At 29.8% G+C, this 20,190-nt stretch carries 25 protein-coding genes and 1 tRNA gene; 10 read left to right on the top strand and 16 right to left on the bottom strand.

Features of this window, described 5'->3' with window-relative positions; genetic code table 11:
- Window positions 1–1,890: a single-stranded-DNA-specific exonuclease RecJ gene (gene recJ, locus AC6EIZ_RS01885; protein WP_498511903.1), complete on the bottom strand. Its 1,890-nt coding sequence runs from the start codon at window positions 1,888–1,890 to the stop codon at window positions 1–3.
- 61 nt (window positions 1,891–1,951) lie between these two features.
- Here recJ and AC6EIZ_RS01880 point away from each other — a divergent pair, with 61 nt between their 5' ends.
- Entirely contained in the window at window positions 1,952–2,698 is a 747-nt protein-coding gene (locus tag AC6EIZ_RS01880; RefSeq protein ID WP_498511902.1) for an HAD-IA family hydrolase, read from the top strand.
- Between the two features lie 3 nt (window positions 2,699–2,701).
- Window positions 2,702–3,031: a DUF565 domain-containing protein gene (locus AC6EIZ_RS01875; RefSeq protein WP_498511901.1), complete on the top strand. Its 330-nt coding sequence runs from the start codon at window positions 2,702–2,704 to the stop codon at window positions 3,029–3,031.
- A 6-nt stretch (window positions 3,032–3,037) separates the two neighbouring features.
- Here AC6EIZ_RS01875 and rpmF read toward each other — a convergent pair whose 3' ends face one another.
- Window positions 3,038–3,217 (bottom strand): 50S ribosomal protein L32, encoded by a 180-nt coding sequence (rpmF, locus tag AC6EIZ_RS01870; protein WP_498511899.1) that lies wholly within the window; start codon window positions 3,215–3,217, stop codon window positions 3,038–3,040.
- Window positions 3,218–3,385: 168 nt separating this feature from the next.
- Here rpmF and ftsH point away from each other — a divergent pair, with 168 nt between their 5' ends.
- Window positions 3,386–5,113, top strand: a complete 1,728-nt coding sequence (gene ftsH, locus AC6EIZ_RS01865) for an ATP-dependent zinc metalloprotease FtsH (RefSeq protein WP_498511896.1) — start codon at window positions 3,386–3,388, stop codon at window positions 5,111–5,113.
- A gap of 17 nt (window positions 5,114–5,130) precedes the next feature.
- Here the strand turns inward: ftsH and AC6EIZ_RS01860 are convergent, their stop codons facing one another.
- Window positions 5,131–5,727, bottom strand: coding sequence for a peroxiredoxin (locus AC6EIZ_RS01860; protein WP_498511894.1), 597 nt, complete (start codon window positions 5,725–5,727; stop codon window positions 5,131–5,133).
- Between the two features lie 123 nt (window positions 5,728–5,850).
- Between AC6EIZ_RS01860 and AC6EIZ_RS01855 the strand changes: the two genes are divergently transcribed.
- Window positions 5,851–6,261 (top strand): hypothetical protein, encoded by a 411-nt coding sequence (locus tag AC6EIZ_RS01855; protein ID WP_498511892.1) that lies wholly within the window; start codon window positions 5,851–5,853, stop codon window positions 6,259–6,261.
- Between the two features lie 146 nt (window positions 6,262–6,407).
- Here AC6EIZ_RS01855 and AC6EIZ_RS01850 read toward each other — a convergent pair.
- Window positions 6,408–6,481: transfer RNA gene (locus AC6EIZ_RS01850), tRNA-Met, on the bottom strand.
- A 454-nt stretch (window positions 6,482–6,935) separates the two neighbouring features.
- On the opposite strand from AC6EIZ_RS01850, the gene AC6EIZ_RS01845 reads away from it, so the two are divergent.
- Window positions 6,936–7,112, top strand: a complete 177-nt coding sequence (locus AC6EIZ_RS01845) for a hypothetical protein (protein ID WP_498511890.1) — start codon at window positions 6,936–6,938, stop codon at window positions 7,110–7,112.
- Between the two features lie 191 nt (window positions 7,113–7,303).
- On the opposite strand, the gene AC6EIZ_RS01840 is transcribed toward AC6EIZ_RS01845, so the two are convergent.
- The 3 genes from AC6EIZ_RS01840 to AC6EIZ_RS01830 form a co-directional block, all read right to left on the bottom strand.
- Window positions 7,304–7,834, bottom strand: a complete 531-nt coding sequence (locus AC6EIZ_RS01840; protein ID WP_498511888.1) for a pyridoxamine 5'-phosphate oxidase family protein — start codon at window positions 7,832–7,834, stop codon at window positions 7,304–7,306.
- Between the two features lie 127 nt (window positions 7,835–7,961).
- Window positions 7,962–8,102 (bottom strand): hypothetical protein, encoded by a 141-nt coding sequence (locus tag AC6EIZ_RS01835; RefSeq protein WP_498511887.1) that lies wholly within the window; start codon window positions 8,100–8,102, stop codon window positions 7,962–7,964.
- A 15-nt stretch (window positions 8,103–8,117) separates the two neighbouring features.
- Window positions 8,118–8,342 carry a hypothetical protein gene (locus tag AC6EIZ_RS01830; RefSeq protein ID WP_498511885.1) on the bottom strand — a complete coding sequence of 75 codons (225 nt, stop codon included), beginning with the start codon at window positions 8,340–8,342 and terminating at the stop codon, window positions 8,118–8,120.
- A gap of 116 nt (window positions 8,343–8,458) precedes the next feature.
- Here AC6EIZ_RS01830 and AC6EIZ_RS01825 point away from each other — a divergent pair, with 116 nt between their 5' ends.
- Complete coding sequence (locus AC6EIZ_RS01825) at window positions 8,459–8,644, top strand: hypothetical protein (protein ID WP_498511883.1); 186 nt, start codon at window positions 8,459–8,461, stop codon at window positions 8,642–8,644.
- A gap of 433 nt (window positions 8,645–9,077) precedes the next feature.
- Complete coding sequence (locus AC6EIZ_RS01820; protein WP_498511881.1) at window positions 9,078–9,233, top strand: hypothetical protein; 156 nt, start codon at window positions 9,078–9,080, stop codon at window positions 9,231–9,233.
- Window positions 9,234–10,416: 1,183 nt separating this feature from the next.
- On the opposite strand, the gene AC6EIZ_RS01815 is transcribed toward AC6EIZ_RS01820, so the two are convergent.
- Both AC6EIZ_RS01815 and AC6EIZ_RS01810 read right to left on the bottom strand, forming a co-directional pair.
- Window positions 10,417–10,626 carry a hypothetical protein gene (locus tag AC6EIZ_RS01815; protein ID WP_498511879.1) on the bottom strand — a complete coding sequence of 70 codons (210 nt, stop codon included), beginning with the start codon at window positions 10,624–10,626 and terminating at the stop codon, window positions 10,417–10,419.
- Between the two features lie 512 nt (window positions 10,627–11,138).
- Complete coding sequence (locus AC6EIZ_RS01810; RefSeq protein WP_498511878.1) at window positions 11,139–11,318, bottom strand: hypothetical protein; 180 nt, start codon at window positions 11,316–11,318, stop codon at window positions 11,139–11,141.
- Between the two features lie 219 nt (window positions 11,319–11,537).
- Between AC6EIZ_RS01810 and AC6EIZ_RS01805 the strand changes: the two genes are divergently transcribed.
- A complete protein-coding gene (locus tag AC6EIZ_RS01805) occupies window positions 11,538–11,723 on the top strand; it encodes a hypothetical protein (protein ID WP_498511876.1) in 186 nt (61 codons plus the stop codon).
- Window positions 11,724–11,733: 10 nt separating this feature from the next.
- Here AC6EIZ_RS01805 and AC6EIZ_RS01800 read toward each other — a convergent pair whose 3' ends face one another.
- Window positions 11,734–12,234, bottom strand: a complete 501-nt coding sequence (locus AC6EIZ_RS01800) for a tRNA (cytidine(34)-2'-O)-methyltransferase (RefSeq protein WP_498511874.1) — start codon at window positions 12,232–12,234, stop codon at window positions 11,734–11,736.
- Complete coding sequence (locus AC6EIZ_RS01795; protein ID WP_498511873.1) at window positions 12,231–12,788, bottom strand: bifunctional adenosylcobinamide kinase/adenosylcobinamide-phosphate guanylyltransferase; 558 nt, start codon at window positions 12,786–12,788, stop codon at window positions 12,231–12,233. Before AC6EIZ_RS01795 ends, AC6EIZ_RS01800 begins: the two co-directional genes overlap by 4 nt.
- A gap of 132 nt (window positions 12,789–12,920) precedes the next feature.
- Between AC6EIZ_RS01795 and AC6EIZ_RS01790 the strand changes: the two genes are divergently transcribed.
- On the top strand, window positions 12,921–13,538 hold the full coding sequence (locus AC6EIZ_RS01790) for a cofactor assembly of complex C subunit B (RefSeq protein ID WP_498511871.1): 618 nt from the start codon (window positions 12,921–12,923) through the stop codon (window positions 13,536–13,538).
- Here the strand turns inward: AC6EIZ_RS01790 and lptC are convergent.
- Genes lptC through rpmG form a run of 5 tightly spaced genes read right to left on the bottom strand, consistent with a single transcriptional unit; the run spans window position 13,524 to window position 17,548 of the window.
- A complete protein-coding gene (gene lptC, locus AC6EIZ_RS01785) occupies window positions 13,524–14,183 on the bottom strand; it encodes an LPS export ABC transporter periplasmic protein LptC (protein ID WP_498511869.1) in 660 nt (219 codons plus the stop codon). The genes AC6EIZ_RS01790 and lptC overlap by 15 nt on opposite strands.
- Window positions 14,183–15,733 (bottom strand): methionine--tRNA ligase, encoded by a 1,551-nt coding sequence (metG, locus tag AC6EIZ_RS01780; RefSeq protein WP_498511868.1) that lies wholly within the window; start codon window positions 15,731–15,733, stop codon window positions 14,183–14,185. Before metG ends, lptC begins: the two co-directional genes overlap by 1 nt.
- A 58-nt stretch (window positions 15,734–15,791) precedes the next feature.
- Complete coding sequence (locus AC6EIZ_RS01775) at window positions 15,792–17,078, bottom strand: ribonuclease catalytic domain-containing protein (RefSeq protein WP_498511866.1); 1,287 nt, start codon at window positions 17,076–17,078, stop codon at window positions 15,792–15,794.
- Window positions 17,079–17,101: 23 nt separating this feature from the next.
- The gene (gene rpsR / locus AC6EIZ_RS01770; RefSeq protein WP_011293874.1) at window positions 17,102–17,323 is read right to left on the bottom strand and encodes a 30S ribosomal protein S18; all 222 of its coding nucleotides are present in this window, start codon (window positions 17,321–17,323) and stop codon (window positions 17,102–17,104) included.
- A 27-nt stretch (window positions 17,324–17,350) separates the two neighbouring features.
- Window positions 17,351–17,548, bottom strand: a complete 198-nt coding sequence (rpmG, locus tag AC6EIZ_RS01765) for a 50S ribosomal protein L33 (RefSeq protein ID WP_011823694.1) — start codon at window positions 17,546–17,548, stop codon at window positions 17,351–17,353.
- A gap of 116 nt (window positions 17,549–17,664) precedes the next feature.
- Between rpmG and pheT the strand changes: the two genes are divergently transcribed.
- On the top strand, window positions 17,665–20,139 hold the full coding sequence (gene pheT, locus AC6EIZ_RS01760) for a phenylalanine--tRNA ligase subunit beta (RefSeq protein ID WP_498511865.1): 2,475 nt from the start codon (window positions 17,665–17,667) through the stop codon (window positions 20,137–20,139).
- Window positions 20,140–20,190 lie beyond the last annotated feature (51 nt).

The raw sequence follows: 20,190 nt of genomic DNA, 5'->3' as shown, positions 1-20,190 counted from the left end.
CTAAGCCGCTTTACCAAGAGCTATCTCTGCAAAACTAAGAATTTTTTTAGCAAAGACCTCTTGCTTTTTATTTAGATTTAAAGAATCTGCTGATAATCCTGAACTTATAAATTGATCTTGATCGTTTGTTATAAAAATATCCATATTTTCTCTTATTTCACATTTATAAATTCGATTGTGTATTTGTAAGTCTATTACTTTATTATATTTTTTTATATCTATCAGATTTAATTGTATATTTTGTTTTGTTTTCCATCTATTTATTTCGATGTAGAAAGCAATATCTATTAATTCATTATTTTTTATTTCTCTAGTTGCATTCCATTTGATTGCTTCAATAGATCCGCTTCCATCATTTAATATCATTTTAATGTGGTCACCCCTAAGCTTGTATATATCTAAAACTCTACACTTTCTTGTCCAGAAAATCGGTGCTGGGTTCTTCATCCCAAAAGGTCCCATTAAAATAAGTTGCCTATAAAAATCATTATTTATATCACCAATTTTTATACAAGCATCTGGCTTTATAAATTTGTCTAAATTACAATTTTTAAATTCTCTAAATGCTATATCGTTTAACTTTGACTTAAGTTTTGAAATATTTTCTTCTTTGATTGTAAATCCTGCAGCTGCCGAATGTCCACCATGAGCTATAAGAAGATCATTACATTCATCTAGTGCCAAATTGACCTTTAGATGATTATTTGATCTTATAGAACCTCTGTATAATCCATCATTAGCTAATGAAATTATAGCGGAAGGTAAATTAAACTTATCAACAATTCTTGCTGCAACAATACCAATAATTCCAAGATTCCATTCCCTATTTGTGAGTACTAAAAACTTTTCTCCCTTGATATATTGGATTTGAGCTAGAGACAAAGCTTCTTTTTCAATTGTTTCGCATAATCTTTTTCTTTCTTTATTCAATTCTAAACATTCTTTAATATCTTTACTAATAGAGTCTTTTGACTTATTAGATAGAAGAGAGATTATAAGTTTTGGGTCTCCAATTCTTCCTACAGCATTTATTAAAGGAGCAATTTTATAGCCTATGTCATCAGGTGTGATTGCAATTCCATCAATTGATAGTTTTTTAAGTATAGATTTAATGCCAATATTATTTGTAGTTCTTATTTGTGGTAAGCACTCTTTTAGAAATTTTCTATTAGCACCCTTAAGAGGAGCCATATCTGCTATCGTTCCTATGCAAAATAATTCATTCGCTGATAATTTTTTTAAATCGTAATGTAATTTACTACAGATATTTCTTGCTAGAATATATGCAATACCAACACCAGCTAGATACCTATAGGGAGAATTTATAGGTGATTTTTCTGGATGAATTATAGAAAAAACATCTATATTAATATTAGGTATTTTGTGATGATCAGTTATAATTAAATCTATGCCATAATCATTTGAACATTTAATTGCATTTAATGCTGAAATACCATTATCAACTGTAATTACTAACTTTATTTCTTTTCTATAAATTTCATTTACCATTTTCACGTTTAATCCGTATCCATCATCCTGTCTAGATGGAATAAATGGGATTGGCTTCGCACCTAGCTTTAATAATAATTCAACTAAAAGTACTGTACTTGTTATACCATCAGCGTCATAATCACCACATATTGCAATTTTTTCATTTCTTTTGCAAGCTTCAATTATTCTTTTAGTCGCTTTGTTTAAATCACTGAAATGATCCTCTGGATTAGGAAGATCTGATGGATTTAAATATGCATCCAAATCGTTAGATAAATCAAGACCTCTTCTACATAAAACTTTCTGTAAAGTGTAATTTATTGAGCAATTATCTATCTCTGCATCATTTATGGGCCTTGGTAAAATCCACCTTTTGATTTGTTGATTATCTGTTGTCAAAAGCTTAACCTAGATTAAATCCCTAGTATTCATAATTATATTTGTATTATGGATAAATTACATGAATAAGTTAGAAGCGGTTTTTTGGGATGTTGATGGAACTATAGCTGACACAGAATTGTGTGGGCATAGAGTAGCTTTTAATTTAGCGTTTAAGGATTTTGACTTGAATTGGTTTTGGAATGAGATCAAATATTTAGAACTACTTAAGGTTGCAGGAGGATTAAATAGAGTCATCCATTTTCGAAACGAAATAAATAGTGATCTTAGTGATGAGCAATGTTCCAAAATCCAATCAAGAAAGCGTATACATTACAAGAAATTAATTGAATCTGGAAAAATTAAACTTCGAGATGGAGTAATAAGGCTTATTGAAGAACTGTCTAGTTTTGATATTGAACAATATATTGTCACCACAAGTGGCAGAGGTTCTTTGGAACCATTTTTAAATACAACTTTAACTTCACATTTAGATTTCTTCTCAGGAATAATTACACATGAAGATGTGAAAAGACACAAACCATTTCCAGATGCTTACAACTTAGCAATTCAATTAAGTAGCAAGTCACCTTTTAATTGCATAGCTATCGAGGATTCTATGATTGGTGTTGAGGCCGCAAAGGCAGCAAATCTGAATTGTCTATTAACATTACCTCCATGGTCTACTTCTATTCATAATATTTCAAAAAAAGCCAATGCTTGTGTTAATGGCCTTGGCAATATTAATAATCCTTCTAGAGTTATTTATGGTAAGAGACTAACTAGAAATAGTGTTGACTTATCATATTTGACTCAAATTATTAATTAATGTATGCAGAAAACCAAATTTAGATATTTTCTAAATACTTTTTTTAGTTTTATTAATCCAATTATTGCGGATTCATGGCGCAAAAGAAGTTACCTATTGCTGTCTTTACTTATTGGTTTCTACTGTACAAATAGCCTTATTTCATTTTTATTAGATCGATCGATTAATACTATTTATATAGTATTAATATTAATATTAATTATGGAGTGTGTAATACGTTCATCACTTTTATTAAATTATCCTAAATTATCAATATTTATACTATCTATTAATAACTTTAGAATAGGTTCTACTTATGCTCTGATTCTTGAAGCATTTAAACTTGGTTCTTGATTAACCTTAATCAGTCTCATCTTCTGAAGTCTCGCTCATGGGATAAACAAATCCCTGAGCTCTTCCAGTGAGAACTGATTTACCTATAGACAAAGCCTTTTCAGCTGCAACAGCAGCTTTGCCTTTCCAGATCGCATGCCTTTGATTTCGCTTCCCTTTAGATGTTTTTTTCTTTGGAACCGCCATTTTCTTTCAACAATATCTGATTTTTCATTTTATAACGTCATAGTCCAATTTTTCAAACACTCCTAAAAAATCTAACTTCTTGTCTATTTTTCGATATAAACTCAACTTGATAAACATTTTGACTATAGTTTATTTACAAATACTTTGAAATAGTGAATTAATTATCAAATGAGTAAAAGTTATAGTCAATTATTAAAGGATATTGAAAGTGGACAAATTACTTCTATTACGTTAATTCCCAATAGAAGAGAGGTGCTGATTGAATTTATTAATGGTGAAAAGCAAGTAGTGCCAATATTTTACAATGATCAGAAAATACTTAGATTATCTGAAGAATATAACGTACCGCTTACAGTAAAAGATATACGCTCAGAACAACGTTTAGCTGGTTTTATTACCGGAGCTGGACTATCCCTAATATTTGTTATATCTCTTTCGTTTTTAATCAAGAGGTCGTCCAAGATATTAAATAATATGCAAAGTTTTTCTCGTAGTTCGTCTCAGATAAAGGAAAATGATGATAATAAAATAACTTTTGATGATGTAGCTGGGTTAAATGAAGAATCCGATGAGTTAAGAGAAATAGTTGCTTTTTTAAAGAACCCACAGATTCTTATTGATCTTGGTGCGAAAATACCAAAAGGTGTTTTATTAGTTGGCCCACCTGGTACGGGAAAGACTTTATTGGCTCGTGCAATTGCTGGAGAGGCAAATGTCCCTTTCTTTTCGATATCAGCATCAGAATTTGTTGAAATGTTTGTTGGTGTTGGAGCCGGACGAGTACGAGATCTTTTTAATAGAGCAAAATCAAAATCGCCCTGCATTATTTTCATAGATGAAATTGACTCAATTGGACGTCAAAGGGGCGCTGGAATAGGAGGGGGAAATGATGAGAGAGAGCAAACATTGAACCAACTTTTAACTGAAATGGATGGCTTCGCACCTAATAATGGCGTTATTGTAATAGCAGCAACTAATAGACCAGATGTATTAGACAGGGCTTTAACTAGACCTGGAAGATTTGATCGTCGTATCTACATCTCTCTTCCCAATAGAAAAGCGAGACACAAAATTTTATCTGTACATGCAAGAACAAAGCCTTTATCCGATTCAGTAAATCTTGGCGATTGGGCGTCTAAGACTCCTGGCTTTTCAGGTGCTGATTTGCAAAATCTATTAAATGAAGCAGCAATTCATGCGGCAAGAAAAAATAAATCAACTATAAGCAGCATTGAACTTGATAATGCTCTTGAAAAAGCACGATTTGGCTTACTTTCTAAACCACTTTCTGATATCACAAAGAAAAGGCAAATAGCATATCAGGTTATTGGTAAAACATTAGTATCTTTATTAATACCTTCACAAGATAAATTAGAGAAAATATCATTATTTAAGTCTCTTGGAGACATATCTGGAATGACATACTTCACACCTGATGAGGAGACAATAGATAGCGGTCTTATTACTAGAAATTATATCTATAACAAGATTGTTATTTCAGTTAGTTCTAGAGCAGCGGAAATAATCGTTTTTGGATCTAATGAAATATCTCAGGGATCACAAAAAGATTTTCAAGATGTTTACTTTTGGGCTAATCAAATGGTTACAAAATTTGGTTTCTCTGAACTTGGACCAATTGCATATGAATCAGAAAAAGATTCAATTTTTCTTGGAAGAGATTTTATGCAAAATAGAAAAGAGTATTCTCAAAAAACTAGCAAGGAAATTGATAAACAAATAATAGCTATTGCTAAAAATGCTATAAACCATGCAATTAAGCTTCTTTCAGATAAAGTCCTTCTAATGGATAAGTTAGCTGATGATCTAATTAATAATGAAACACTTGATGCTGAATATGTTATTAAATCACTAAACACCTACATTGCTAGCAATTGATCAATGAGGCTCTTTATTTAAAGTGCAGAAAAATATTCTTTACTTCCTTTGGGATCTTCCTTCATAGTTTTGTCTCCAGGTGTCCACCCAGCAGGACATACCTCATCAGGGTGAGACTCTACATACTGATATGCTTGTAAAATCCTTAAGGTTTCGTCAATATTACGACCAACAGGAGCTTTATTGATTGTTGAATGCATAATTATTCCATTAGGATTAATTATAAATAAGCCTCTGTCAGCTTCTCCGTCTTCGTTTAGAACATTATAGGATTGACAAATTTCGCGTTTAAGATCTGAGACAAGAGGATAAGTAATATCTCCAATACCACCTTCATTTCTTGGTGTTTGAATCCAAGCTAAATGTGTAAATTTACTGTCAACAGATACACCTAAAACCTCAGTATTTTTGCTACTGAAATCGCTATATCTATCGCTAAATGCTGTGATTTCGGTAGGGCAAACAAAGGTAAAATCTAATGGATAGAAAAACAAAACAACGTACTTTCCTCTGTACTGAGAAAGAGTGATGTCCTTAAATTCTTGATCAACAACTGCAGTAGCAGCAAAATCAGGTGCTTGCATTCCGACCCTTAGGCACTCATTTGTCGTCATGAAATTTGATGCGTATTTTAATTGGTTTATAGGGTAGAGAATTTACCCATTGCCTTGTTATAATTTATCATGTGATCACCAAATAATCTTACTGCTTTTTTCTAAACGACAATAATCTATAAAATGAATGATCAAATAAGTTGGGAATCATCCCTAATTAAAAAATTTAGTGCTTCAAATCACTTTAAGTTATTAAATCAGTTGAGAAATGAAGTTAAAAAGTATCCACTAAAGAAGAAGAATACGGCATCATTAGAAAAAAAGGATTCTAACTATTTGAATAAAAGTAAGCTAAATAATGATCAACAACAAAACCAATCATTATCTAAAAAATCAAATCTTACAAATAGTAACTATATTAATAATACAACTATCAGTTTTAATAATTCTAAGAATTTTTCAATATATAACAATACTAGTAATGACTCAATAGTCAATAAGAATGAAAATTTATCAGTTGATCAATCAAAATCATTAGAACCCTCATTATCTCCATCAGACAAAGATCCACTCAATCAAATTGATATAAAATAGTATATATTTCTATATTAATAGTAAATAGAATATAAGGAAATAGTAATGACAACTATTATTAGAAAAGTTCTGTTTCTTAACTTGTCAGAAAAAAATAGGGCATCAATCTCCAAAAAATTATCGTAATATACCTCTCCTTCAACCAATGTCAGTGGAGAGACTTGAACTCTCGACCTCAGCGTTATGAATGCTGTGCTCTAACCAGCTGAGCTACACTGACATATGTAACCTTTTTAAATTACAGATTGTCGTTTGCTTTTTTAGAGAAAAAACCGCATTAGAAAAGTCTTGTAATTTTTAGTCAAAAGGTACAAGGTATATAATAATTCAGGATGGTCATCAACGGAAAGAAATCTTTAGATATCATTTTATTTTAAGGTTTCAGAGTTGACCAAAACCAAACCATCTCTGGGTTTCTAATGATATTGAATAAATATGACTAAACTTCCATACCAAAGTATAGATAATCATTGGAAGACATCTCCATAATATATTTAAAAATTAAACTCGTGACTAAAAACTTGATCTCTAATAGACCATTTAAGTACTTTTTACTTTATATAAAAATCATGTAATGTATTCTCACAAGTTCTAAAGCAAAAAGAAAGAGAATATTAAAATTTTTACAAAAGATAAAAAACCATACTAGATATTAAAAAGATAATATAAAAGTAATGAGTACTAATTACTTACAGGCATACCAATCCTCTGTCGATTATTCAGAACAAATATCCTCGACAAAGATCTCAAAAGTTTCATATCTATTAAAATTAAAAGCTCAGTGTAATTCAATATCAGATTTAGATAAAAAGCACAAAGCATGGGGACAATGGCAGTTAATATTGAAGTAAGAGATAAATAAATTATATTAATATTTAAAATTATTATTATATAATCACTTTATTATCTTTTCATATTATTAAATAAATTCATATCATTTAGATTATTTAATTAACAAAATTACTAGTATTGATATCAATCTAAAGAGAGTGATAGGAACATATTGAAGCTGCTTGAATAGCAAGCTCCTTCATCCTTACTTTTAAGGGTTAATACGCTCTTCAATCCATTCATTGCTCCTTATCCATCGCCTTCTAATATGAATAGGTTTATCAAGAATCAATTGATCAACTTGATAAATTTTAATTTTAAGTAAACAAAAATTATCGTTCTTTATTAAGTTTTCTTTAGAATTTACATACCCCTTGTTGTCACAAACGAAGTTATCACCAGGATATGGCCAATTAAACATTAATTTAGAATTATCACTAAGTTTGTTCCAATGATGAAAAGAATCATTACCAACATAAATTCTAGATGTTCCACTAAGCCTAAATTGATTTTTTGCTCTAAAAAAAAGCCAGCATATCTCAACATTATTATTTGATTCTAATTCATGATATTTTTGACTTCTTTTATCAGTAAATATTTCCATTTCGAAGGAATCACTCCATCCTCTAAAAACAACAGTTCTAACTCTTGGCTTGTTATCGGTTGAAATTGTGGCTAATTGAAGCCAATTACTTTCATAAAAATTGCCCTCTTTTTTCTGAGCAGAAAAAATTTCTGACAACCAAGGAGGTTTAAGAATAATTTTTTTAAATATAAATACTTTTCTATATTAACTTATATTTTAAATAGATTACATAAAATATACTTATAACAAAGGCTAGTAAAATTAATAATAATCATAAAGTTTGTTATGGTTCTTCCTCGTCGTTTCCAATTCGTATCTCAACACCTACAAAAGTTCCAAATAAAACAATAAATAATCCAATTATTGACTTCCATACGCCAAAATGAATTACTGAATCAGGTGATTGAAAGAATTCTGGAATCATTCGTCAATAATACATCTATTTTTCCTCTTCCCAATCTTCTTCAGCTTTATCAAGAATTTCCTCGACGGTATTATCAAAGGTTTCGGCTACTGAACGCAACATTTTCGAAATGGTTGAATCAGGGCAGGCGATATCCATTTGGATATTTTCCGCACAGTCTTTTATTTCTTCCCATGCATCTACCAAGACTTGAGAATCTACCGGTTTCCAATCCTCTGCCATAGACAATCTCCTCAACAAGGATAGTAAAATGGATAGTCATTTACTATTTGATTTTAGCTTTTGCTTCGCCAAAAACTGTCTTGATTTCTAGATTTAGACAAAAGTATCTATCTCGAATGTTAATTTGCGTTGATATGAAAAATAACTGCGCAGATATTAAGAGTCTTCTTGCCAAAGCAGAGGCATCACTGAATGAGACTTATAAACTACAGCAAGTTTTAGCACAAATAGAGGCCAACCTATCAAGAAAAGAAAACCAAAAAGTCTCTGAGAAGACAAAAAAATATAGAATACTCATTTCAAGAAGTTTCAAACCTTGAATTCTTATTTACGTATTTAGAAAAACACCTATAAATAAATATAGAGATCAGTTTTTTATCATGCTTTTACCTAAGCCAATTAGACCTGTTGATTCGGAGAAAAAAGGTAAAGACAATTAAAAAAGCTAACTAAATATTAAACTTTACAAAAAAATCAATAGCTAAAATAGATAAGAGTATCATTTTCAGAAGATTAAGGTACTCTTTTTAATTTTATCATTTCAATTTATACTGAAAATTTTGAATAAAAGCAATTTAAATAAATAAAAAGTAATCAAATAATTTATTGGCAAATCGTACATTATCTAAAAATACACATACAAGCTATTGACATCGAGAAAATCATTGGCAAATTTGTTTTTGTCTATTCTTTATTAAATTCTTAAACAATTTACTTAATTATTTAAGAAAATTCTGATTTTTCATTCTCTCTATGAAAACTGCATCTAAAGAACTTCAAAAGCTTAGATTTATCGCTGAAAGCTCATTGAATAAAACTGCTGAGCTTCAGCAGTTACTAGCCCAAATTGAGGCTACTCTATCAAGAGCAGAACTTCAAAAGGTTATTCAAAAGACTAATAAAAACTAGGAAACTTGAATTAATAACATTATACGCACCATTTATTATTAACTTAACTAAATAATATTATATATATATTATTATTTTTTTTGATTACCAATCCAGTCATCAGGTTTTTTCATCATCCAGTTCATGATTCCTTCATTATCCATATTCTTAGAACTATATATAAAAGAGATAATAAATAAAATAGAAAACAAAGAGAGAACTAAAAGTGTGGTTTGTTTATACCCATTTCAGAGTAAGGAATAGCAAATGTTAGAGAGAGCATAGATCTCCTTAGTGGCTTATATAATGATGAAGAATAAGAGATAGGAGAAGTCCCGTCCAGATGCCTTTAATCCAACTTAAAACTATCATTTGATACATAGTTAGTCTAAAGTGATTTTGAATAGCGAGGATTGTGCGTTTATCTAGTCCTAAAAATGAGTACACTTTAAAATAGTCTAAATTAAATAATTTCCAATTCATATAAAACTGATATATTATTCGTTTTACATTATCATATAGTGTAAGTTAGAAAAAATTTATATCTATGTTATTTTACTAAAAATATAGATACAAATAGTGTGACCAAAGGCCAGAAATTTATAAAATCATTAAATGTTTATCATAGATAGATATCTAATATGCTTTCAAAGACAAGATTAGATAACCAACTATAACAATTAGATAGATCTCTATACAAGATATTAAATCGGGTTAAATACATAATTGACTTTTACTAATCAGTCATAATATTAAAACAGATAAATCAATTGAATGATTTTTTATAGCTATACTTTCAGAATTATATTAATACTTGATCTTTATTATGATTGAGGTGTCGGTAACAAATTGAATTAAAGGAGCGGTTAATTTTGAAAAGTATCTAATTTGAGTCTTTCTATTTAGTTAAATAACAAATTTTCGCATAAACTCAGTAACAAAGTTGTATCTACAATATATCAAAAAATAAGGGCTTGAAATCTTTATTACTCGTGTTAAATTAAAAAAAATAATTTTTTTTAGAAAGTTTATTGAATTTCCTTTAGAAATCAAAAAACATCACTTAAAAATTTCTATTCTGCCTTAAATGACCTGTTATTGCCAGCACTGCTTAGAAATCAAAAAACAGCTAGATAGAGCTGAAAAAATACAAGCTGATATATTTAAGGCAAAGAGTTATAAATTAAAGCTAAAATAGAATTTCTCATTTTTCATATGGAATAACAGGTATTTTTAATTTAAATTCTTTACCAATATTAATTGAGGCTTCTTTTTCAATATTATATTTTTTTTCATTTAATTTGTTTATTTCTTTTTTTGCCTCAATATTAACAAAAATAAAGTATATTACTATTAAAGTCAAATACGGAATTAAATTTTTTAGATTCTTTAGTATCATTGATATTGACCTCATCTTTTGAAAATTTAAGAATTTCAACAGAATTACTATAGTTGTTTAAATGTTTTTATGCAAATAATTTCCACTCCTGATTAATTTGTATAATACACTCTACGATTGATATTCTATGTCTAAATCAATCTCTAACACTTTAGTATCAAATAAGCTAGATTTATAAAAGCCGGGAAAAATGAATAATTGAATGAAGTTATAATACAAGAATAATAATTTGAATAAAAGCTACAATAATTTATAATTCTGAAAAAATATACTCACATTTATATTTAATCACATATATTATAAAAAAATATTTTATGTGCATAATATAGAATAGACAAATTATTTCAAATTAGTTTATCCTTAACTTCAATTAGATTTAAACTTACTACAATTATACTTTCTGGAAATTTCAATCACATTTATAAATTTTATGGTACTAAAAATATTATAGATCAATAATTCATATAGAATAAAAGAACAAAAACTTGATAGCTTTGTATATAATCCAGTGCCTAAGAATATGATGATTAACTTATTTTATTTGTGTAAAGAACATCATAATTTTTATTATCTCCTTCAATTGCATTTATCCACTCTCTAAATTCACTCTCAAGAGCTTGTTTATTCTTGCCATCTAGCTTAGATAGCCTTCTAAGCACAGAGTTAATAGTCACTTCACAGCTCCCAAGCAGGTTTGATTTTGACATTCTGGTTACTTAAATCAGTTAACTTTAATAGTAAAAAAAAAAAACTGTAGATTAGTAAATCCCGTAATTACTTAACTTTATCTTCAATTACATATGAAATAAAAAAAAAATTTTTAATTTTATTATTTTTACGTGTTATAAATTGTGATTAGTAATATCAATTATGTAATAAATTAAACCGAAAGACTCGAGTTCATGTTTTATAGTTATATAAACTCTGTGTTTTCAAAGCAATCTGGAGCTTTACAAGCAATTGAGGTAATGCTTATCGGATCACTTAAGCGTCTAAATAATCTAAAAGGTAAGAATAGGGAAGCACTTTATTATGAGTATAAAGAATGGTTAGAGGTAGATGATAATAATGTAATCAATGATGGAGTATTATATTGTATTTATCTTGGATAAAAAGAATAAGCTATTTTCTTAGTATATTTAATTGTAAACATGCAGAGTAACAAACAATCCCACATGCAACTGATAAATTCAAACTTCTAACTCCGCCTGTTTTTAAATGATTCTCACCTCCTGGCATAGGGATCCCAGCAACTATTTCACAATTATTCATTATTTTGTTGGGTAGCCCTGTATCCTCTCGTCCAAATAAAAAAATATCTGTATCTTTATAAATAATGTTGGAGATTGAATTACTGCTTTTTTTTGTAAGAGCTATGATTCTTGAGTTACTAAAAGAGTTTTTATATTGTTCAAATGATTCATATAAATGCACATCTACATTTGCCCAGTAATCTAAACCTGCTCTTTTTAAATATTTATCTTCAAAGCTAAACCCCGTTGGCTTAATAATATCTAGAGACATATTAAAGGCTAAACATGATCTACCAATTGTGCCCGTATTCTGGGGAATTCTTGGTTGAAATAATGCGACTCGTGGTCGAGAACTATTTAAGGAATTCATGGTATTAAATAACCAACTTTTTCTAGGTCTATTGCTGTTCCATTTAAAGCAAGCCACCTTTTTTTTGATTGGCGACTTATCAAAGAGGTCAGGGTGCTATGGCGTTCACGAAATAAATGACCTATTGGTGTCGCTGGAACAATTCCCCAGCCAACCTCCTCAGAAACAACAACAATGCATAAATTATCTTCTGAAAGGCAATTAAGAAATTTAATTTGGAAATTATTCCATTGATCTTCATCTTCTATTAAGTAATGCTCAACTAAGCCACCTAAAGAGTCTATTAATATTGATTGATTTTCTTTAATCGATTCAATTTCCTTGCAGATGTCTTTTGGATGCTCAATGATCGTCCAGTAATCTGGTCTTCTCTTCCTGTGAAGATCTATCCTTTGTTGCCAAGCTGGATCATTTGGCCTTGGTTTTGATGTTGCTATGTAAGTGACGGGATCTTGTTCCTTTATTAAAAATTCTGCTAATTCACTTTTTCCACTTCTTGTTGGTCCTGTAATTGTTATGAGTCCTTTATAGTTTTTCGGTATTGGTGTGATCATATTCTGAGTTATTTGATAAATCTATTAATAGTGTTTTTATATAATATATCGATAGGCTTAAAGATTAAAGGTAGGCATAGATATGTATAATAAAGAGTCAATATATTTAGTCAAACTTGATTGAATAGATAAATGTATAAAATTTCAAAGTTAGTTATAATATTTGGATCCTTTTTATTAATTTTTTCAATTATAAATATTGTAACTGCTAGTCAAGTAAATCCAGCTTTAGTTAGAGCAGAAACAATATCTGGAATAGCTTCAATAGCTTTAATAACTATAGGTTATCTATGGACTGAGATTAAACCTAAACAACCATCCAAGGCTAGCTTGGATGGGAAGGAGGGCTTTGAACTTTGTAATGAATTAACTGACGATCAAAGAAATGAATTAGCGTGGGGAAGCCAACAAATACTTACTGCAACAGCAGCTAGTACAATATTAATATATTGGGACAATAAAGTAATTCTTAGAAGAGGCTTGATTTCTGAAAAATTTTTTGAACCTGGAGAAATATGTAAAAGATCTATTGATCAAAACCGTTTAATTTCATTAGTTAATACTGAATTATTTCCAGGTAAAGATGAGTTTGATAGCGTTTTAAGTAATTTACCTGCAGTTATAGTTTATCCTCTTGAAAATAGAGGACTCACAATAGTTGGGGGTTGGTCAAAGAGATCATTTACCAATTCTGATGAAAAATGGATATCAGGATGGTCTGATAAGTTATACGTACTACTCAGCAAGTAGAAAGTTAATAGTTGCTTCAACCTGTTTATCCTTAGATGTAAATAATAAAGTATTATCTTTTTTAAACCATTTCGCAAAGTCAGATTTAATAATTACCTGATATTCCTCTTCCCCTTCAGAATTATATATATATCTATTGAATTCACTATTGTCTATTTTAAGTAGGCTTGCATCAATATTATAAAATCCATTAGTTGCGTTTATTCTAGTATTATCAAAATTAATATTAAGTGGATTATTAATATCAATAATTGAGTTATTTAAATCCCAATCAAAGGAATTAGTATTTATATAGTAATCCTGGTTGTCAAGAAATGATATGTTTACACTATTAAAAACTCTAATAGAATTAGTTAAATTATTGAGAGTTGAATTGCCAGACTTAACTTTAAAGTCATTACCATTTTTATTAATTATTTCGATTGAGCTGTCAAATATATCTATATCATTATTTGATGGGTCAATTATGGCTATAGGACTACTGATTCTTACACTGGTTTGATTATTAGGATTCTCCTGAAGTAGTTCAAAATCATTAATGTAGCTTTTATTATCAACCTGAGTAGAAGATTTGTTTGATCTTTGACACCCAAGGAGAGGGAATGTAGAAATTATTAGCAGAAGATAAATCGATAAATATTTCACTATACAGTATTCTCATTAAATTCAATTTTATGCATTACAGGACAAGGGTCTTGTAGTCCATTGTCAGGATCTAACAAACCCCAATGTAATGATTTTAGAAAATTGATAGTTGTAGAATCAATATTTAGTTGATTTAATATTCTAATACTTAAATTTGGTACAAAAGGATTTAGCAATATTCCTATAATTCGGCAAGATTCAAGTACAGAATATATATCAAGAGCAACAATATCTTTATTTTTTATATCTTTAATTAGCTTCCATGGTGCACGATCATTTAGGTAAAGATTTGCACTATTAGACAGGTCTATAATTGCGTTAGCTGCATTTTTAAAATTACTATCTTTAAATGATTGCATATATTCATCTATTTTTAGCTCTGATTTAACTTTAAGAGGAGATTCAGTTGATAAAGAATTATTTATTGGAATTTTATCATTGAACCATTTTTTAGACATTGTAATCGTTCTGTTTAACAAATTACCAATAGTATTACATAAATCACTATTAACAATATCTACAAATCTTCTCATTTGAAAATCACCATCTTCACCAAATTCAATATCTCTTAAAAGATACCATCTCATCGCATCTATACCACCATATTCCAAGAGATCAATCGGGTCGAGCACGTTACCTAATGATTTACCCATTTTTTGGCCTTCTCGTGTTAAAAACCCGTGCCCAAAAACACTTAAAGGTGGCTTCATACCAGCAGAAAGTAGCATTGCTGGCCAATAAACTGCATGAAATCTGAGTATATCCTTTCCAATTACATGTAAATTTGCAGGCCAATTACATAACGATTCCTCAGTGAGTTCAGGAGAGTTTTGATCACAAAGAGATCCACTAATATAACCTAATAAAGCATCGAACCATACATAAAAAGTGTGATCTTTGTTTCCAGGAACATCTATACCCCATTTTAAGTTTACTCTAGAAATTGAGAAATCCTTTAAACCTTTTGAGACAAAATTGATAATTTCATTTTTTCTACTTTTAGGAGAAATAAACCCGTCAATTTGAATTAATTTTTCAATTTGCTCTTGATATTTTGATAATTTAAAAAATAAATTTTCTTCATCTCTCCACTCTAATTCCTTTTTATGAATAGAACATATTGGGCTTTTATCATCCTCATCTACATCTTTATATTCCTCACATCCAACACAATACCAGCCACTTTGTCTACCCATATAAACATCATCAGATTTCAAAACTTTTGAATAAAATTGATGAACTAATGATGTGTGATCTTCAGAGGTTGTTCTTACAAAACGATCATAACTAATATTTAATTTATCCCATAAATATTTATACTTTTCTGTGATTTCATCACAATGTAGTTGAGGTTTAAGATTTTTACTTTCTGCGGTTCGCTCTATTTTTTGACCGTGTTCGTCAACGCCAGTAAGAAAAAGTACTGTATTTCCACTTAGTCTTTGAAATCGAGCTATTGCATCACAAGCGATTGTTGTATATGAACTACCTAGATGAGGCTTGTCATTAACATAATATAGTGGTGTTGTAATTGTGTATTTCATATTCATAATATATTCTAATTATTATATTGTATTTTTAAAACTCTTGCACAATTATGATGAACGCTTATTTTGATAATGAAATTAATTCAAAAAACATTATATCATTGTTATTATTATTGATTATTTTTTGAACGTTAAAGCTCTCGCCGATATTTAAGCTCATTTTTGAATTTAGATTACATATAGTAGAGAAATGGTAGTCTAGAAAGTATAAAATACAAATGTTTTTATATCTGTTTACCCAATTGAGTAAAATCACATTATATATATTTAAAGAGTTTTTATCGAACCATTTATTTAGCCAATATTTTTGATCCTCTCTATATCTCATAATATTTTGTCTTCCTTGATTATTAATCTCTAGAATCATTTGTTCAACAGCTTCTTTGGATATAAGTTTATTATTATTTAGATATCTATTTAATTGAAAGTTAACTATCAAGTCAGCATATCTTCTTATCGGTGATGTGCCATGTAGATAAGATGTTAATCCTAAACTGGAGTGAGGCATTGGATTTATAGAGTAATATGACTTACCCATGGCTTTCTTAAGTAAAAAATTGTATAAAACTTTATTATTAGAATCTTGAATATTATCTTTAGAAACTTTTTCTATAGGTTGTTGGACTCTATATGGAACTGGAATTTTATTGAGCTTAGTAAAATATGAAATAAGATTTCCATACAAGATCATTGCTTCACTTATTAATTGTCTCGATAACGTTGGATCTATTATCTTAAGGGTGGGATTGTTATTTTCTACAATAATCTTTCCAAATGATTCTAATATTTCGGTAGCACCTGAATTTTTTCTCCAACATTTTCTACTTTGTAAAATTTCAGATATAATACTTAAATCTTCTTCTTCTTTTGGCGCATAATCTATTAGTTCATCAGCTTCTGTATAATTTAGCCTGAAGTCTACTTTAATAATACTCTGAACTATTTCTGAAGAACCAATACTACCGTCTTCATTAAAAATAACACCTAAACTTAATGATTCTCTCTTTTCTTTATCACTTAGACTAAACACATCATTTATTAAAATTTCAGGAAGCATATAATAAGTATTTGTTGATAAATAAACAGTTGAAATAAGCTTCCTTGCCTTCTTATCAATAGCTGATTGATATTCAAAATATGAAGTAGGGGAAGCAATGTGGATCCATAACTTATGTTGAAAAGATATTTTTTCTAAAGAAATAGCATCATCTATTTCAGACGTTTGAGAATCATCTATTGAATATGTTTTAAGATGTGTTAGATCTTTAACTGAAGTATTTGCATTATTTGTTTGTTTAAATCTAGAAATTATATTTTGAACTTCATTATCTATTACTTTATTGGACATTCTATTATTAATAGAATATTAAATTACCCTTCTGGATTAACAAAGGGAAGTAAGGCAATTATTCGTGCTCTTTTAACTGCTGTGGTTAAATCTCTTTGTTGCTTAGCTGTTAACCCCGTAAGTCTTCTAGGTAAGATTTTTCCTCTGTCTGTAATAAATTTCTTTAATAATTCTACGTCCTTATAGTCAATAGGATCTCCAGGCTTTATGGGAGAGAGCTTTTGTTTGAATAGTGAATTAGTCATTTTTAATGTGTGTATAAAAAGAAATGATTATTTTATTTCTCTATGAATAGTCATCTTGTTTAATTCAGGGCAGAATTTCTTAAGTTCCAGCCTCTCAGTAGTGTTCCTACGATTTTTTTCTGTGGTGTATCTAGATACTCCTGCAGAACGCTTTTCTGAGCTAGGTACAGATCTAGACTCAGTACATTCTAAAGTGACCACTATTCTGGTACCTTTTTTAGCCATATCATCTTAGCTCAACTTTTGTGAGTCTATGGAACAAAGTACAATCTTACTAGGCTAAGCACCCTTTTTTATAAATTCATTCGAGCACCTATGTTTAACTCCTGTCAGAACAAATCATGAAGGTATCAGTTTCTTGGCTAAAAGATCTTGTGCAATTTACAAATGATATTGATGAATTGTCTGAAAAGCTTTCAATGACAGGCTTTGAAGTTGAATCAATAGAAGACTTATCAGCCCAAGCGAAGAATGTTGTCATTGGTTATGTTGACGAGATCACACCACATCCAAATGCCGAAAAGCTCAAAGTTTGTTCAGTAGATGTTGGTTTACCCAAAAAGTTAAGTATTGTTTGTGGTGCACCAAACGTAAAAGCCGGATATCACGTACTTGTGGCGAAGGTTGGAGCCTATTTATCTTCAAAGTCATTAAACATAAAATTATCTAATTTACGAGGGGTAGAAAGCGCAGGAATGATTTGTTCATTGGATGAATTAGGGATTGAAAGTAGTAATGAAGGTATAGAAATTCTTGAAGAAAGTGAAACAAATATCCCTCCAATTGGTTCAAATGCTATCGATTATCTTGGTTTAAATGACACAATTATTGAATTAGCAATAACTGCTAACAGGCCTGATGGTATGTCTTTGGCTGGTATAGCACGAGAAATATCAACAATATCAAATTCAAAATTAACATTACCAACTTTAAATTTCAATAAAGAGTTTGAAAAATTTGTGCCACAAATAAGAGAAAAAGAAACGATAGGGTCAGACTTTATTTACTCACTTACGTATATAGATAATATAAACAATACTGGAAAGATAAATAAATCTATATCTAATAAATTAAATTCATTAAGACAAAATTGTATAAACCCTGTTGTAGACATAACAAATTTTTTAATGCTTGAGCAAGGCCAGCCACTACATGCCTTTGATGCAGATCTATTAAATAATATAGTTGGTAGAATTGTTATGCCAAATGATTTTGGTATTAGAAATGGTAGAGAAGGCGAATCATTTATTGCACTCGATAAAAAAGAATATAAATTAAATGAAAATATAAAGGTAATTACATGCGGTGATATTCCAATTGCAATAGCTGGGGTTATCGGAGGAAACAACAGTTCCGTAACTGCTAAAACTAAAAGAGTTTGGTTGGAAGCAGCTGTATTTACTCCTACATCAGTAAGAAATAGTAGTAGAGAAATAGGGCTCAGAACAGATGCAAGTAGTAGATACGAAAAAGGGATATCACCTAAAATGACAACTGCTGTTTCACTAAGAGCTAGTGATCTTATTTCGTTAGAATTAGGTGGTAATATTAAATCGACTCACGTTAATAATGAATTTATTAGAAAAGATATTACTCTCAATCTTAGAATAGACAAAATAAACAAGGTTCTAGGTAAATTGAGTTACATAGATAATAATCTATTAGGTAAAAGTTCTAATGCACTCCGTTATCTTAATAAGAATGATATTGAGCCTATTCTAACAAAACTTGGCTGCCTAATTACGTCAACTTCTAGTGGTTGGGATGTACAAATTCCTCCTTACAGATCAACTGATTTAACTAGAGAAATCGATTTAATAGAAGAAATAGCAAGACTAATTGGATATGATAATTTTGATTCGAATATACCAGATCCTCTTGAGCCAGGAGTACTAAAACCTGAAAATTTAGTTGAAAGACGTTTGCGAAATTCCTTTATCCACAATGGTTTTCAAGAAGTAGTGACTTCATCACTTGTTGGTCCTGATAACACTGATGAAAATGCTGTATTTATCAAAAATCCATTACTGTCAGAGACCAGCAGATTGAGAACAAATGTATGGGATGAACATCTTAAAATACTCAAGAGAAATGTTTCATTTGGAGCTGAAGGGTGTTGGATCTTTGAAATAGCAAAGACATACAAAAAAGATAAAGAAAGCTTTGTTGAAACAAATTTATTATCAGGTGCTTTGACTGGAAATAAACGAATTAGTAAGTGGGGCTCAGCATCAAAACAAATATCTTTAGATTATTTTGAAGCAAGAGGAAAACTTAAGCAATCCCTTGAAGTTCTCGGAATTGAAATTATTGATAAGCAACTTATCGAAAAAGATTTCATGCATCCGGGTCGAACTTCTGAATTATTTCTTGAAGGGAAAAGTATCGGCTTCTTTGGGCAAATACACCCTTATCTCGCCGAGAAATATGATCTAATTAAAGAAACATACTTATTTAACCTTGAGTTTGATTCATTGATTAAGGCAACGACAAGGAAAACAAAATGGACAAGAATTTACAAGGATTACCCCACTGTTCCTTTCATGGAAAGGGATATTGCGCTTATTCATTCAAGAAAATATAGTTCCTTAGAAATAATAAATCTAATAAAGAAATCTGGTAGACCACTTTTAGAGAAAGTGGAATTGATAGATCGTTACGAGGGATCTTCTATTCCCGAGGATTCGATTAGCCAGGCTTTTAGAATAAAATACAGAGATCCTAAAAAAACCCTAATAGAAGAAGATATAAATCCAATTCACGAAAAAATAAGATCTGCTCTTAAAGAAAAATTAAACGCGGAGCTCAGAAGCTAGTCTTAGATGTATTGAGTGCGACTCATTCTAAGTCCAAGACAAAGACCAATA

Source organism: Prochlorococcus sp. G4PB16 (assembly GCF_059772465.1).
Note: the sequence above shows the minus strand (reverse complement) of the source record. Positions and strands in the feature narration are given on the sequence as shown.

Excerpts from the sequence above, each read along its gene's own strand:
- AC6EIZ_RS01880 (WP_498511902.1), top strand. The coding sequence starts at position 1,952 with ATGAATAAGTTAGAAGCGGTTTTTTGGGATGTTGATGGAACTATAGCT.
- AC6EIZ_RS01875 (WP_498511901.1), top strand. The coding sequence starts at position 2,702 with ATGCAGAAAACCAAATTTAGATATTTTCTAAATACTTTTTTTAGTTTT.
- rpmF (WP_498511899.1), bottom strand. The coding sequence starts at position 3,217 with ATGGCGGTTCCAAAGAAAAAAACATCTAAAGGGAAGCGAAATCAAAGG.
- ftsH (WP_498511896.1), top strand. The coding sequence starts at position 3,386 with ATGAGTAAAAGTTATAGTCAATTATTAAAGGATATTGAAAGTGGACAA.
- AC6EIZ_RS01860 (WP_498511894.1), bottom strand. The coding sequence starts at position 5,727 with ATGACGACAAATGAGTGCCTAAGGGTCGGAATGCAAGCACCTGATTTT.
- AC6EIZ_RS01855 (WP_498511892.1), top strand. The coding sequence starts at position 5,851 with ATGAATGATCAAATAAGTTGGGAATCATCCCTAATTAAAAAATTTAGT.
- AC6EIZ_RS01845 (WP_498511890.1), top strand. The coding sequence starts at position 6,936 with ATGAGTACTAATTACTTACAGGCATACCAATCCTCTGTCGATTATTCA.
- AC6EIZ_RS01835 (WP_498511887.1), bottom strand. The coding sequence starts at position 8,102 with ATGATTCCAGAATTCTTTCAATCACCTGATTCAGTAATTCATTTTGGC.
- AC6EIZ_RS01825 (WP_498511883.1), top strand. The coding sequence starts at position 8,459 with ATGAAAAATAACTGCGCAGATATTAAGAGTCTTCTTGCCAAAGCAGAG.
- AC6EIZ_RS01820 (WP_498511881.1), top strand. The coding sequence starts at position 9,078 with ATGAAAACTGCATCTAAAGAACTTCAAAAGCTTAGATTTATCGCTGAA.
- AC6EIZ_RS01815 (WP_498511879.1), bottom strand. The coding sequence starts at position 10,626 with ATGAGGTCAATATCAATGATACTAAAGAATCTAAAAAATTTAATTCCG.
- AC6EIZ_RS01810 (WP_498511878.1), bottom strand. The coding sequence starts at position 11,318 with ATGTCAAAATCAAACCTGCTTGGGAGCTGTGAAGTGACTATTAACTCT.
- AC6EIZ_RS01800 (WP_498511874.1), bottom strand. The coding sequence starts at position 12,234 with ATGAATTCCTTAAATAGTTCTCGACCACGAGTCGCATTATTTCAACCA.
- AC6EIZ_RS01795 (WP_498511873.1), bottom strand. The coding sequence starts at position 12,788 with ATGATCACACCAATACCGAAAAACTATAAAGGACTCATAACAATTACA.
- AC6EIZ_RS01790 (WP_498511871.1), top strand. The coding sequence starts at position 12,921 with ATGTATAAAATTTCAAAGTTAGTTATAATATTTGGATCCTTTTTATTA.
- metG (WP_498511868.1), bottom strand. The coding sequence starts at position 15,733 with ATGAATATGAAATACACAATTACAACACCACTATATTATGTTAATGAC.
- AC6EIZ_RS01775 (WP_498511866.1), bottom strand. The coding sequence starts at position 17,078 with ATGTCCAATAAAGTAATAGATAATGAAGTTCAAAATATAATTTCTAGA.
- rpsR (WP_011293874.1), bottom strand. The coding sequence starts at position 17,323 with ATGACTAATTCACTATTCAAACAAAAGCTCTCTCCCATAAAGCCTGGA.
- rpmG (WP_011823694.1), bottom strand. The coding sequence starts at position 17,548 with ATGGCTAAAAAAGGTACCAGAATAGTGGTCACTTTAGAATGTACTGAG.
- pheT (WP_498511865.1), top strand. The coding sequence starts at position 17,665 with ATGAAGGTATCAGTTTCTTGGCTAAAAGATCTTGTGCAATTTACAAAT.